14 protein-coding genes and 2 tRNA genes are annotated in these 13,113 nt (G+C 59.9%); 9 read left to right on the top strand and 7 right to left on the bottom strand.

The window, feature by feature from the left end; all coding sequences use genetic code 11:
• Nucleotides 1–11: 11 nt before the first annotated feature.
• Both J1C59_RS12105 and rutR read right to left on the bottom strand, forming a co-directional pair.
• Nucleotides 12–986 (bottom strand): metal-dependent hydrolase, encoded by a 975-nt coding sequence (locus J1C59_RS12105; RefSeq protein ID WP_128084424.1) that lies wholly within the window; start codon nucleotides 984–986, stop codon nucleotides 12–14.
• A gap of 40 nt (nucleotides 987–1,026) precedes the next feature.
• Complete coding sequence (rutR, locus tag J1C59_RS12110; RefSeq protein ID WP_140917176.1) at nucleotides 1,027–1,662, bottom strand: HTH-type transcriptional regulator RutR; 636 nt, start codon at nucleotides 1,660–1,662, stop codon at nucleotides 1,027–1,029.
• A gap of 306 nt (nucleotides 1,663–1,968) precedes the next feature.
• Here rutR and rutA point away from each other — a divergent pair, with 306 nt between their 5' ends.
• The 6 genes from rutA to rutG are packed head-to-tail and all read left to right on the top strand — an operon-like array spanning nucleotide 1,969 to nucleotide 6,907.
• The gene (gene rutA / locus J1C59_RS12115; protein WP_128084425.1) at nucleotides 1,969–3,060 is read left to right on the top strand and encodes a pyrimidine utilization protein A; all 1,092 of its coding nucleotides are present in this window, start codon (nucleotides 1,969–1,971) and stop codon (nucleotides 3,058–3,060) included.
• Nucleotides 3,060–3,773 (top strand): pyrimidine utilization protein B, encoded by a 714-nt coding sequence (rutB, locus tag J1C59_RS12120; RefSeq protein ID WP_128084426.1) that lies wholly within the window; start codon nucleotides 3,060–3,062, stop codon nucleotides 3,771–3,773. Before rutA ends, rutB begins: the two co-directional genes overlap by 1 nt.
• A gap of 20 nt (nucleotides 3,774–3,793) precedes the next feature.
• On the top strand, nucleotides 3,794–4,189 hold the full coding sequence (gene rutC / locus J1C59_RS12125; protein ID WP_140917175.1) for a pyrimidine utilization protein C: 396 nt from the start codon (nucleotides 3,794–3,796) through the stop codon (nucleotides 4,187–4,189).
• Nucleotides 4,189–4,998, top strand: coding sequence for a pyrimidine utilization protein D (rutD, locus tag J1C59_RS12130; RefSeq protein ID WP_128084427.1), 810 nt, complete (start codon nucleotides 4,189–4,191; stop codon nucleotides 4,996–4,998). Before rutC ends, rutD begins: the two co-directional genes overlap by 1 nt.
• A gap of 18 nt (nucleotides 4,999–5,016) precedes the next feature.
• Complete coding sequence (rutF, locus tag J1C59_RS12135; RefSeq protein WP_128084428.1) at nucleotides 5,017–5,532, top strand: NADH-dependent FMN reductase RutF; 516 nt, start codon at nucleotides 5,017–5,019, stop codon at nucleotides 5,530–5,532.
• A gap of 46 nt (nucleotides 5,533–5,578) precedes the next feature.
• Nucleotides 5,579–6,907 (top strand): pyrimidine utilization transport protein G, encoded by a 1,329-nt coding sequence (rutG, locus tag J1C59_RS12140; protein WP_128084429.1) that lies wholly within the window; start codon nucleotides 5,579–5,581, stop codon nucleotides 6,905–6,907.
• Here rutG and J1C59_RS12145 read toward each other — a convergent pair whose 3' ends face one another.
• Together J1C59_RS12145 and J1C59_RS12150 are read right to left on the bottom strand one after the other, a co-directional pair.
• On the bottom strand, nucleotides 6,908–7,822 hold the full coding sequence (locus J1C59_RS12145) for a DMT family transporter (protein ID WP_128084430.1): 915 nt from the start codon (nucleotides 7,820–7,822) through the stop codon (nucleotides 6,908–6,910).
• Nucleotides 7,823–7,918: 96 nt separating this feature from the next.
• On the bottom strand, nucleotides 7,919–8,092 hold the full coding sequence (locus tag J1C59_RS12150) for a con-10 family general stress protein (RefSeq protein ID WP_111138563.1): 174 nt from the start codon (nucleotides 8,090–8,092) through the stop codon (nucleotides 7,919–7,921).
• A gap of 299 nt (nucleotides 8,093–8,391) precedes the next feature.
• On the opposite strand from J1C59_RS12150, the gene wrbA reads away from it, so the two are divergent.
• Genes wrbA through J1C59_RS12165 form a run of 3 tightly spaced genes read left to right on the top strand, consistent with a single transcriptional unit; the run spans nucleotide 8,392 to nucleotide 10,670 of the window.
• On the top strand, nucleotides 8,392–8,991 hold the full coding sequence (wrbA, locus tag J1C59_RS12155) for an NAD(P)H:quinone oxidoreductase (RefSeq protein WP_128084431.1): 600 nt from the start codon (nucleotides 8,392–8,394) through the stop codon (nucleotides 8,989–8,991).
• A gap of 20 nt (nucleotides 8,992–9,011) precedes the next feature.
• On the top strand, nucleotides 9,012–9,242 hold the full coding sequence (locus J1C59_RS12160) for a YccJ family protein (RefSeq protein ID WP_128084432.1): 231 nt from the start codon (nucleotides 9,012–9,014) through the stop codon (nucleotides 9,240–9,242).
• A 54-nt stretch (nucleotides 9,243–9,296) separates the two neighbouring features.
• On the top strand, nucleotides 9,297–10,670 hold the full coding sequence (locus J1C59_RS12165; protein ID WP_128084433.1) for an NAD-dependent succinate-semialdehyde dehydrogenase: 1,374 nt from the start codon (nucleotides 9,297–9,299) through the stop codon (nucleotides 10,668–10,670).
• A 65-nt stretch (nucleotides 10,671–10,735) separates the two neighbouring features.
• On the opposite strand, the gene agp is transcribed toward J1C59_RS12165, so the two are convergent.
• The 3 genes from agp to J1C59_RS12180 form a co-directional block, all read right to left on the bottom strand.
• Nucleotides 10,736–12,409, bottom strand: a complete 1,674-nt coding sequence (gene agp / locus J1C59_RS12170; protein WP_208721867.1) for a bifunctional glucose-1-phosphatase/inositol phosphatase — start codon at nucleotides 12,407–12,409, stop codon at nucleotides 10,736–10,738.
• A 268-nt stretch (nucleotides 12,410–12,677) separates the two neighbouring features.
• Nucleotides 12,678–12,765: transfer RNA gene (locus tag J1C59_RS12175), tRNA-Ser, on the bottom strand.
• A gap of 78 nt (nucleotides 12,766–12,843) precedes the next feature.
• Nucleotides 12,844–12,931: transfer RNA gene (locus J1C59_RS12180), tRNA-Ser, on the bottom strand.
• Nucleotides 12,932–13,113 lie beyond the last annotated feature (182 nt).

Below are 13,113 nucleotides of genomic sequence, written 5' to 3' on the forward strand. Positions count from 1 at the left end.
CGGGCTTTTTTTTACAGCCGTTCAGCCAGCGCTGAGAAAAGGGCGGAGAATTCCGGACGCTGATACGGCAGACGCTGCGGGCGCGGATCGGGCTGCTCAGGCGTGCCAAGTCCGAAGGTAAAGGTATAGGCCTCCCCTTCCCCCATGCGCAGATCGGCAATGGTCGTCTGTCCACCCTGCTCACGCAGTGCATAAAAGCCGTGGCTGAACCAGGCAACGCGTTCTGCGTACCCGTTGCCCCGGAAACGGTCGAACAGTTCGGGGTGCCGCGGATACCACGTCACCTGCAGCGGGCGGGACGGCGATAACAGCGACCAGTAGGCTTCGCCATAGCGGTCGGGTGTCAGCACGACGCTGCGCCAGACCAGGGTGTTAAAGGGCGTGGGCGTGACCAGTACCCTGTCCGCCGGGATCCCCTGCTGCACCAGCGAATCGTGGATCTGCCCGCCTGCAACCCCCTGAATCACCCCACTCCACGCCAGATAGAGAGTGCTCAGCGCGAGTCCGACCCGGTTGGCGCGCAGCCCCCTGTCACTGCGCCGCCAGAGCGCCACACCCAGGCCGGCCAGCAGCGGCAGCGTATAGAGTGGATCGACGATATAGATACTGCCGACCGCATAGGGGTAATCGGTCAGGGGAAGACCCAACTGGGTGCCATAGACCGTCATCAGATCCAGCAGCGGATGCGTAATCAGCGCCAGCCAGATGGCGGGCCACCACTGCGGCCATCGTACCCCGCGACGAAACAGCCCCGCCACCAGCCAGGCGAGCACGGGTGAGACGAGCGTAAGCCAGAGCAGCGCATGGCTGTCGGTGCGATGCAGGGTCATATTGCGAATCGCGTCACCGTGATCGAGAAAAACATCCAGATCCGGCAGGGTGCCGCAGATCCCGCCCACCAGCGCGGCCTGCCAGACCGGCACCCGACGCCCCATCACCGCGACGCTGACCGCGGAACCCAGTACAAACTGCGACACAGAATCCATGACTCTCCCCCCGTTACCCTGTCGGCGAACGCCCCCTGTTTCAGCGCACGCGAATACCTTCGATGATCATGCGCTGCACATTCTCAACCGTCTGATCGAAAAACGCCGGATCGCTGAGCGTCTGGCCGGTCACCGCCTCCACCTGTGTGGCAAAATCGGCGTAGTGCTGCGTGGTAGCCCACAGCATAAAGATCAGATGCTGCGGCTGAACGCCGGCCAGACGCCCTTCCGCTATCCAGCGTTCGATAATCGCCGCCTTGTCATCCACCAGTTGCTTGAGATCGCCGGCCAGCTCCCCTTTCAGCAGTGGCGCGCCCTGCAGCATCTCCAGGCAGAACAGCCGTGACGCCTGCGGATGGTCGCGCGAGACCTCCAGCTTCAGCCGGATATAATGCCGGATGGCCATCAGCGGATCCTGGTCGTGGGTCAGCGCGCGCAGCGGAGCCAGCCAGACATCCAGAATCTCCTTCAGCACCGCCACATAGAGCGCTTCCTTAGAGGGAAAATAGTAGAGCAGATTGGTCTTGGAGACGTCGGCCAGCTCGGCCACCTTGTCGAGACTGGTGCCGTGAATGCCAAACTGTGAGAAGAAGGTCAGTGCCGCTTCCAGTATGGCGGCCCGCTTCGCCGCGACGGCACGCGAACGACGCGTTGGCTTTTTTTCATCGGTTTTCACAGGTTTACCTCATCCATCTGGTGTCAGCGCATCATAGCAAAGGCCGGGAGGTGTGCCTAACGGCCCGCCTGCACCTTTTTTGCTCAGCCTGCATGCAAAACGTGCAGCGATTTTTGACCAAACGGTCTGAAATGGACCCGACAGTCCACTTACCTCTTTCGGGTTAATTTTAACTCATTGTTATTTATCACAATAAAAAATGTGGCACACAGTTTGCAAAATTGTGACTGAGCGCAGCCCACAGGGAAGTCGCAGGATGCAGTGCCGCGCGTGAAACACCTTTCCCCCATCGCAACGAGGTTTCACATGAAGATAGGCGTCTTTATTCCGATTGGTAACAATGGCTGGCTGATTTCATCCAACGCACCGCAGTACATGCCGACCTTTGAACTGAACAAGGCGATCGTGCTGAAAGCAGAGCATTACCATTTCGACTTTGCGCTCTCGATGATCAAACTGCGCGGCTTCGGCGGAAAAACCGAATTCTGGGATCACAATCTGGAGTCCTTTACCCTGATGGCTGGCCTGGCCGCCGTCACCTCCCGCATTGAGATTTACGCCACCGCCGCCACCCTGACGCTGCCTCCGGCGATCGTGGCGCGCATGGCCTCCACCATCGACTCTATTTCGGGCGGGCGTTTCGGCGTCAATCTGGTGACCGGCTGGCAGAAGCCGGAATATGAGCAGATGGGGATGTGGCCCGGCGATGAGTATTTCAGCAGCCGCTACGCCTATCTCACCGAATATGTCACCGTGCTGCGCGACCTGTGGGGCACCGGCCGCTCAGACTTTAAGGGTGAATTCTTCACCATGAATGACTGCCGCGTCAGTCCGCAGCCGCAGCGCCCGATGAAGGTGATCTGCGCCGGACAGAGCGATGCCGGGATGGCCTTCTCGGCGCAGCACGCAGACTACAACTTCTGCTTCGGCAAAGGCGTCAATACGCCAGCGGCCTTCAGCGCAACGTCGGTGCGCATGAAGCAGGCGGCGGAGAAAGCGGGCCGCGACGTGGGTTCTTACGTGCTGTTTATGATTATCGCGGCAGAAACCGACGAAGAGGCGCGGGCGAAGTGGGAACATTACAAAGCCGGTGCGGATGAAGAGGCGCTCTCGTGGCTCACCACCCAGAGCCAGCAGGACACCAAATCGGGCAGCGATACCAACGTGCGCCAGATGGCGGATCCCGTTTCGGCCGTCAACATCAACATGGGCACCCTGGTCGGCTCCTATGCCAGCGTGGCGAAGATGCTGGATGAGGTGGCGCAGGTTGAAGGCACCCACGGCGTGCTGCTGACGTTTGACGATTTCCTGCAGGGGATCGAGAACTTTGGCCAGCATATTCAGCCGCTGATGGCCTGTCGCAGCGCCCTGCTGGACGCACAGCAGGAGGTGGCGTAATGAAAACCGTTTACTGCGCTCACATCCGGGATATTCCTCAGGTCGAACTGCCGGCGCGTCCCGAACCGATCGCCTTTCCCCCCGCGCAGTCGGCGCTGATTGTGGTGGATATGCAGAATGCCTACGCCACGGAAGGTGGCTATCTCGATCTGGCGGGCTTCGATGTTTCCGCTACAAAGCCGGTCATCGCGAAGATCCATCAGGCGGTGACGGCGGCCCGCGCGGCAGGCGTGCAGATTATCTGGTTCCAGAACGGCTGGGACAGTGATTATGTAGAGGCGGGCGACGCCGGTTCGCCCAACTTCCATAAATCCAACGCTCTGAAAACCATGCGTAAACGGCCCGAGCTGCAGGGTTCGCTGCTGTCGAAGGGGGGCTGGGATTATGCGCTGGTCGATGAGCTGGTGCCGCAGCCGGGTGACATCGTGCTGCCAAAATCGCGCTACAGCGGTTTCTATAACACGCCGCTCGACAGTATGCTGCGCAGCCGCGGCATCCGGCATCTGATCTTTACCGGCATTGCCACCAACGTCTGCGTGGAGTCGACGCTGCGCGACGGCTTCTTCCTTGAATATTTCGGCGTGGTGCTGGAAGACGCCACGTATCAGGCTGGACCGCCCTCGGCTCAGCAGGCCGCCCTGTTCAACATCGAAACCTTTTTTGGCTGGGTGTCGGATGTCGAAACCTTCTGCGAAAGCCTGAATACCCGCTAATTCAACCCGAGGATGACGCTATGCCGAAAACGATTATTGTGCCGCCGGGCACCACAACCCCTATCGCGCCATTTGTGCCAGGCACCCTGGCGGATGGGGTGGTCTATGTCTCCGGCACCCTGCCGTTTGACGCGGAGAACAACGTGGTCCACGTCGGGGATGCCGCCGCGCAGACCCGCCATGTGCTGGAGACCATTAAAAAGGTCATCGAAACCGCGGGCGGCAGCCTGGCGGATGTAACCTTCAACTCAATCTTTATCACCGACTGGGCCAACTACGCGGCGGTCAATCAGGTCTACGCCGACTATTTTCCCGGCGACAAGCCCGCCCGCTTCTGTATTCAGTGCGGACTGGTTAAGCCGGATGCGCTGATTGAGATCGCCTCGGTGGCGCACATCGGCCGTACGGAGGTCTGATGCAACTGGATATTCTGGGTCTGCAGGATCCCGATGCACCGACGCTGGTGCTCGCCTCCGGTCTGGGCGGCGTGGCGGGGTTCTGGCAGCCACAACTGGCAGCGCTGACTGCGCGCTATCGGGTGGTGCTCTATGACCAGCGCGGCACCGGGCGCAGCGCTGACCGTCTGCCCGAAGATTACAGCATGGCGATGATGGCGGCGGAATTGGCCGACGCGCTGGCGCAGCAGGGCATCCTGCGCTTCAGCCTGGTCGGTCATGCGCTGGGCGGGCTGATCGGGCTGCAGCTGGCGCTGGATTTCCCGACACGCATCGACCGGATCGTGGTCATTAACGGCTGGCTGACGCTGCATCCCCATACCCGGCGCTGCTTTGAGACGCGGCAGGCGCTGCTGCTCAACAGCGGCGTGGCGGCCTTTGTCCGCGCGCAGCCGCTGTTTCTCTATCCTGCGGAGTGGATGGCGCAGCATCAGGCGCGGATGGCGCAGGAGGATCGCCATCACATCGCCCATTTTCAGGGCCAGGAGAACCTGATGCGGCGGCTGCATGCGCTGATGCACGCCGACTTCCGCGCACAGGCAGAGGCCATTACCCAGCCGGTGCTGGTGATCGCCAGTCAGGACGATCTGCTGGTGCCGTGGAGCTGCTCGGCCGCGCTGGCCCGGGCGCTGCCCGCCGCCACCGAACAGAGCATGGCCTGGGGCGGACATGCCATGAGCGTCACCGACGCCGAAAACTTCAATGCCCTGCTGCTGCAGTGGCTGGATCAGACGGATGACGTGCAGCCGCTGCGGCGCGTCGCCGGATAACCCGTTACGGAGAAGATTATGAGCCTGGATACCCTTACCCCCGCCGTTGAGAAGCTGGCGTTCCGCAATGCGATGTCGCGGCTGGGTGCCGCGGTCAACATCATTACCACCGAAGGTCCGGCCGGACGCGCAGGGTTTACCGCCTCCGCCGTGTGCAGCGTGACGGACTCGCCGCCGACGCTGCTGGTCTGCCTGAATCGCGCCGCCTCGGTTTACCCGGTGTTCCGCGAAAATATGCAGCTCTGCGTCAACACGCTGGCGGCGGGTCACGAAGACCTCTCCAGCCTGTTCGGGGGGAAAACGCCGATGGCTGAGCGGTTCAGCGCCGCAGAGTGGTCAGCGGCCGTCACCGGCTCGCCGGTGCTGCGCGGCGCGGTCGCCTCTTTCGACTGCCGCATCACCCAGATTGTCAGCATCGGTACGCATGACACGCTGTTCTGCGAAGTCGTCGACGTGGTTCACAGTGAGGAGAACCACGGACTGGCGTGGTTTGATCGGGGATACCATCCCCTGAAGCGGCAGGAAGCCCGTTAACGTTTTTTTCGCACCCACCGGCAGTCATGATGCTCTGGAGTAGACGATGGCACAATCCTGGTTTCCACAATGGCAGAAGAAGTCGGCTTTAACTGAAAACGGTATTATCGCCCCGGATGAGACGCTGCCGCTGGGGCAGACGCTGGTGCTGGGGTTACAGCATGCGGTCGCGATGTTTGGTGCAACGGTGCTGATGCCGCTGCTGATGGGGCTGGACCCGAATCTGGCGATTCTGGTTTCGGGTATAGGTACGCTGCTGTTCTTCTTTATTACCGGCGGCCGGGTGCCCAGCTATCTGGGATCGAGTGCGGCGTTTGTCGGTGTGGTGATTGCGGTCACCGGCTTCAGCGGCCAGGGGCTCAATCCCCATCTCAGCGTCGCGCTGGGCGGGGTGATCGCCTGCGGCCTGCTCTACATGCTGATCGGACTGGTGGTGATGAAGTCCGGCACGCGCTGGATCGAAAACCTGATGCCGCCGGTGGTGACCGGCGCGGTGGTGATGGCGATCGGCCTGAATCTGGCGCCGATTGCGGTACACAACGTCTCCGCCTCGGCGTTTGACAGCTGGGTGGCGGTGATGACCGTGCTCTGCATCGGGCTGGTAGCGGTGTTTACCCGCGGGATGGTTCAGCGTCTGCTGATTCTGGTCGGGCTGATCCTGGCCTGGGCACTCTATGCGCTGCTGACCAACGTTCTGGGGCTGGGCAAGCCGGTCGACTTTACCCTGCTCTCACAGGCCGCGTGGTTTGGTCTGCCGCACACCACCGCCCCGACCTTTGATCTGCAGGCGATCGTGCTGATCGCGCCGGTGGCGATCATTCTGGTGGCAGAAAACCTCGGCCACTTAAAAGCGGTAGCGGGCATGACCGGCCGGAATCTCGATCCCTATATGGGCCGCGCCTTTGCAGGCGACGGTCTGGCCACGATGCTCTCCGGTTCCGTCGGCGGCAGCGGCGTCACCACCTATGCCGAGAATATCGGCGTGATGGCGGTGACCAAAGTCTACTCGACGCTGGCATTTGTCGCCGCCGCCATCATCGCCATTCTGGCCGGTTTCTCGCCGAAGTTTGGTGCGCTGATCCACACCATTCCGGCACCGGTCATTGGCGGCGCCTCCATTGTGGTGTTCGGGCTGATTGCGGTGGCGGGTGCACGCATCTGGGTGCAGAACCATGTCGATCTGGGTCAGAACAGTAATCTGATTATGGTGGCGACGACGCTGGTGCTCGGCGCGGGCGACTTCGCGCTGAAAATCGGCTCTTTCACCCTGGGCGGCATCGGCACGGCCACCTTTGGCGCAATTATCCTCAACGCGCTGCTGCGCCGTCGCACCGCGCAGCAGCAGGATAAGCCGCTGGCGCGACAGCAGGGCTAGCTACTCCAGCGGTGTGGCCGCAGGCTGCACCGCTTTTTTCCGCTTCAGCCGCAGTTCGCTGACGATCACCCCGCAGACGATCAGCGCCCCGCCCAGCAACGCCAGCCCGGGCAGCCGCTCACCCGCTATACGTCCCACCACGCCCGCCCAGACCGGTTCCCCGGCATAGATCACCGTTGCGCGGGTCGGTGAAACGCTGCGCTGCGCCCAGTTCATGGTGACCTGAATCAGCGCGCTGGCGGCCCCCAGCCCCAGTGCGCTCAGCAGCAGCGGCGTGGAGAGTGCAGGCACCCCTTCCCCGTTGGGGATCATCAGCCCAAAGGCGCACAGCGAAGCCACCGCCAGCTGGATCAGCGTCACACGGCGCACATCCACCTTACCGGCGTAGCGACTGATCAGGATGATCTCAGCGGCGATCGCCAGGGTACTGAGCAGCGTCGCCAGTTCGCCCGGGTTGAGGCTGATGCGCCCATCCTGCGGACCAGCCACCAGCAGCAGGCCGGTAAAAGCCAGCGCGATCCCCAGCCACGACATCAGGCCGGGCGGACGCCGCAGAAACAGCCACTGCAAAAGCGGCACCACCGGCACATAGAGCGCCGTAAGAAACGCGGACTGACTGCTGGAGATGGTCTGCATTCCCCAGGTCTGCAGCCCATAGCCCCCGGCGATCGACAGGCCAATCAGCGCGCCCGCCTTCACCTCCAGCCAGGTGATGCCGGCCAGATAGCGCCGGAAAAAGAACGCCAGCAGCAGTGCGGCGGTCGCAAAACGGAGGCCGACAAAAAAGAACGGCCCCGAATGCTGCATCGCGCGATGCACCACCAGAAAGGTTCCGCCCCAGATCATCGTGATAAAAAGTAGCACCAGTTCCTGCCGCGTCAGGCGCAGGGTTAGCGCGCGGGATGTGTCCGACATAATTCACCTGATAGGGTATCCGGACAATATTGTGAGGAGAGCCAGGAGTAAAAGCAATGACGTTCACCGCCGGTCTCACCCGGCGGTGGATTGAGGTCAGGCGTCCGCTTTTTTAGGACTGCTGCGACCGCCTTTCTCCCCGGCACGCGCGGCGCGCTCCGGATCGTTTTTGAAATTGCCGCCGCTGTTTTTTCCGCCTTTGCGTCCGGCTTCTGCGGCCCGTTCACGGTTTTCGGCAAAGTTGCCTGAACCTCCACGATGTGTGGCCATGATCTGCTCCTGTCGCGTAGTGCGATAAATAGGAATACAACACAGAGGGCTGAAGCGCCGATCACAGGCTCAACCCATGCTTAAAGAATAGCCAGTTTCTCCTTTCGCTCCGCTGACAGTCACATTTAGCAACAGACTAATCACCATAAATTTGATTAAACAGCGCACATTCTGCCGGGAAACAACCGATTAGCTGCTGAAATATTATCCGGCTACTCTGTCCCCGGGCCCGCCTTCCCCCCACATGGCAAAAGCTCTTCTATACTTTTTCTGCACGTTAAAACCACCTGGAGAGATCTATGGCCAAGATTCTGGTGCTTTACTACTCGATGTACGGACATGTTGAAACAATGGCGAACGCGGTTGCAGAAGGCGCTCGTCGGGTTCCCGGCGCGGAAGTGGATATCCTGCGGGTACCAGAAACGATGGAGGCCGATCGCTTCGCACAGGTGGGCGGCAAAACCGATCAGCAGGCCGCTGAAGCGACGCCTGACGTCCTGCCGCACTACGACGCGATTATCGTCGGCACCCCGACCCGCTTTGGCAATATGTCCGGGCAGATGCGCACGTTCTGGGATCGCACAGGCGGTCTCTGGGCGTCAGGTGCGCTCTACGGCAAGGTCGCCAGCGTCTTTACCTCTACCGGCACCGGCGGCGGGCAGGAACAGACCATTACGTCCGTCTGGACCACCCTGGCGCACCACGGCATGGTGATCGTGCCAATCGGTTACGGCACCAAAGAGCTGTTCGATATCTCTGAGGTTCGCGGCGGGACGCCTTACGGCGCAACGACGCTGGCAGGCGGCGATGGTTCGCGTCAGCCGACCGAAGCGGAACTCAACATCGCCCGTTTCCAGGGTGAACACGTTGCCGGTGTGACCGTCAAACTTAAGGGCTGATTTCATCAAAGGAGAAAAGTATGTCTACTGAACAATCGAAAGCACATCACGTCGGCGAATGGGCCAGTCTGCGTCATACCTCCCCTGAAATTGCTGAGGCCATCTTCGAAGTGGCCGATTACGATGAACGCCTGGCCGAAGAGATCTGGCGTCAGCAGGGCAGCGACGACGTCCTGATCCGCGCATTTAAAAAGACCGATAAAGATCTGCTGACCTGGGATGACAAGCCCGTCGAACGCAAAAACGTCTGATTCAGGGGCGGGACTTTCCCGCCCTCCTCTTTTTAGCTCACCAAGGAGAACGCGATGTCTTCCTATCAAAGCATTAATCCCGCGAACAACCAGTTGCTGAAAAGGTGGCCTTCACACGACGCCGACGCCGTGAGTCATGCGCTGGAGGTGGCCGACCGCCTGTTCCACTCCGCCTGGAGCAAAGGGGAGATCCAGCCGCGTCTGCAGGTCCTGAAAAAACTGGCTGATCTGATTGATAGCCGTGCGGAAGAGCTGGCGACGATTGCCAGTAAAGAGATGGGCAAGCTGATCGGTCAGAGCCGCGGTGAAGTGAAAATCTGCTCGCAGATTGCCCGCTACTACGCCGAAAACGCCGAACGCATTCTGCAGCCGGAAGCCTATCCCAGCGCACTGGGCGAAGCCTGGGTCGAATATCATCCGATCGGCGTGCTGGTGGCCGTCGAGCCGTGGAACTTCCCTTACTATCAGCTGATGCGCGTGCTGGCACCAAACCTGGCGCTGGGTAACCCGGTGCTGGCCAAACATGCCAACATCGTGCCGCACTGCGCCGATCTCTTTGAGAAACTGGTTCGCGAAGCCGGTGCGCCGGAAGGGGCCTGGACCAACCTGTTCATCTCTAACGAGCAGGTTGCCGATCTGATCGCCGACGATCGCGTGCAGGGTGTGGCCCTGACCGGATCCGAACGCGCCGGCAGCGCCGTCGCGGAGCAGGCGGGCAAACATCTTAAGAAATCGACGCTGGAACTGGGCGGCAACGATGTGTTTGTGGTGCTGGATGATGCGGATCTCGATGAAGCGGTGCGTCAGGGGGTGCAGGCACGCCTCAGCAACTGCGGTCAGGTCTGTACTGCCGCTAAACGCTTTATCCTGCATGAGAAAATTGCCGACCAGTTTATCCGCCAGTTCAGTGATGCGCTGAGCGCTGCCACGCTGGGCGATCCGCTGGATGAGAACACCACGCTGGGGCCGCTCTCCTCTGCCGATGCGCGTGACCGTCTGGTAAAACAGGTCGATGACGCGGTCGCCAGCGGCGCAAAACTGCTGATCGGCGGCAAAGCCGTTGAAGGAGAAGGCTGCTTCTATCAGCCGACGATCCTCACCGGCATCACCCCGGATAATCCGGCCTACTATCAGGAGTTCTTTGGCCCGGTTGCGCAGGTTTATGTGGTCGGTGACGATCAGGCTGCTATCGCGCTGGCGAATGATTCCCACTATGGTCTGGGTGGATCGGTCTGGACCCGCGACATTGCACGCGGCCGCCAGCTGGCCTCCGCCATCGAAACCGGCATGGTCTTCATCAACTCGCAGAGCGATACCTCCGCAGAGCTGCCCTTCGGCGGGGTAAAACGTTCGGGCTATGGTCGTGAGCTGTCCGACCTGGGCATCAAAGAGTTTGCCAACCAGAAGCTGGTGGTCGTGGCGGGATAACCGTTCCGGCACCATAAAAAAACCCCGTCTCGACGGGGTTTTTTATTATCAGCAGGCGCAGGGGATTACTGTGTCGCCGCGGCCGCCGATTTGGTTTCGTCCTTGTTCGCAGCTGCAGGCGCGTTTGCGGCGTTAGTGCTGTCCGCCTTATCGCTGCCTGCGGCTTCCGCCGGGGCCTTATCGGCGTTCGCTTTCCCGGCGGCATCCGCCTTGTCTGCTTTTTCCTTTTCAGCCGCCGCCTTGTCCGCTTTCGCTTTTTCCGCCGCGGCTTTGTCTGCCGCCGCTTTGTCTGCTTTGGCTTTATCAGCTGCCGCTTTGTCCGCTTTGGCTTTCTCTGCGGCCACTTTATCAGCCTCAGCCTTCTCTTTCGCCGCTGCGGCCTTATCCGTCTGCGCCTTATCCGCCGCCGCATCCTGAGTCGCTGCCGCCTCTGCGCTGTCGTCAGACTGCGCGGCCGCTGCCGGTTGTGGCGCAGCCGCAGGCTGCATTGGGGTTCCCTGCAGCGCACTGTTTAGCACCTGTGAGAACTGATCCCAGCTGCAGTAGCCGTTTGCATCGGTTTCACAACCTGCCAGCTGCAGCGTGACACGCTTCGGCGGATTCTTCAGGCTCAGCACATCGGCATTACGCAGCTGATCGGCGCTCTGATAGACATACTCCACCTTGAGCAGATCTTTGTCGTTTTTCGCATCATGCCAGCGCTCAAAGACGACCTGACCGCCAATCGGCGTTTTTTCGTAGGTATCCGGCAGATCATAAGGTTTAACCTGTAACGCACTCAGCAGCGAGGCGATGTTGGAATCATGCCCCACCATCAGCGTCACTTTCGGCGCGTTGGCTTTGTCCTGATCCACTAACTGGCTGCGGATGTAGTCCACCAGCGGCGCGGCAACTTCACGGGAGACATCCGGGCTGGTGAACAGCGCATCCTGATAGCCATTTTTGATGGCCGACAGCTCTTTCCACTGTTCAGGCGTCTTGATCTGGCCCCATGCCACCTGATCCAGCGGGAAACCTTCATAGTACTGCAGCGTGAACGCATCCATCAGCGAGTTACCCACTTTCAGCGGACCACTGACATTCGGCTCTTTGCCGTTTTCTGCACTGAAGGTGTTCTGACCGCTGCTCAGATCGCACTGTTTTTTGTTGTTGCAGGCCGGTGAGGCTTTGTAATCAACAATCTTTTCCAGGCGCTGGAAGGCAGGCTTCAGCGACAGTTTCTCATTCGCGGCAGCCATCGCCGCCAGCGCTTTTTTATTGAATGCTTCGCTGCCGTCGGTGATGACCGGATTGAAGATAGGATCCATAGTGCCCATTTCATCCTGATGGGTGACGGCGACGTCACAGCCAGGGAAAGCACCATTAACAAAGAACTGGGCGGTCGCCACGGTGCGTTGCAGGCTGTTGGCGTAAACGAAAACGTTGTTGCTGTCAGGACAGCTGCCGTTTTTCACCAGACCCTGCTGTGCCAGCCACTGACGGGTATAGTTACCCATATAGACTTCCAGCACGCCACCTTTGGTGGTCAGTTGTCCGCCGGGAACGTCCCACTGCGGCCAGCTTTTTTTCGTTGACTGTTCCAGCACGCTGCCATTATCAGCCAGCGGCGCGCGCAGATTGTGACGACTTAACATCAGCACCTGCTGGAGCTGCATGTCACTGTCAGCCGCCAGGGCTACCGTACCGACCGGCAATGCAGCGAGTACTGACAATGCGCAAAGACTCAGTTTATTGATCATTGTGCCTATTCCATTCATTCAGTAAAGAAACACTCTGGCTATCAACCGATTAGCTCGCTTCAGAGCGATGTAATCAACAGTGTAACTCAGCTCGCCTCAGAAAAGCGCCAGATGTTTGCAAAAACAGTGAGTGGACTATAGCAGAGATGGAACGGAGAAAGGCGTGCGCCGTGGCGGAACCGGGAGACCGGCCGGGTTTTTGACACAGAATATGTTCAGGAAGGGCAGAAACGAAACAGGCCAGCACTGAGTGCTGGCCTGTAAAATCTGGCGGAGGAGGAGAGATTCGAACTCTCGGATGGTTTCCCATCGGCGGTTTTCAAGACCGCTGCCTTAAGCCACTCGGCCACCCCTCCGTTTTAAAACTTACTGCATCGGCAAAATCGTCAGATCCTGCCACTTTACACTCCGCTGATAACACAGGGAAGATAAAGTGGCGGAGGAGGAGAGATTCGAACTCTCGGATGGTTTCCCATCGGCGGTTTTCAAGACCGCTGCCTTAAGCCACTCGGCCACCCCTCCGCAATGACGCGCACTATAAACACCCCGTTTCGCGATGTAAAGCATGATTCTGTCTATTCGCCTGAAAAACAGTCAGATTGTGATTTTTCGCTGCGAAAATCGCCACTCTGCTCAAACAATTAGCAGATAAGCGCGTAAAGAAGGGTAAAACGCCTTTTCCCTCTTTAATGGCCTGCGTATTC

The sequence above is a fragment of the Pantoea deleyi genome (genome assembly GCF_022647325.1).
Lineage (GTDB): Bacteria > Pseudomonadota > Gammaproteobacteria > Enterobacterales > Enterobacteriaceae > Pantoea > Pantoea deleyi.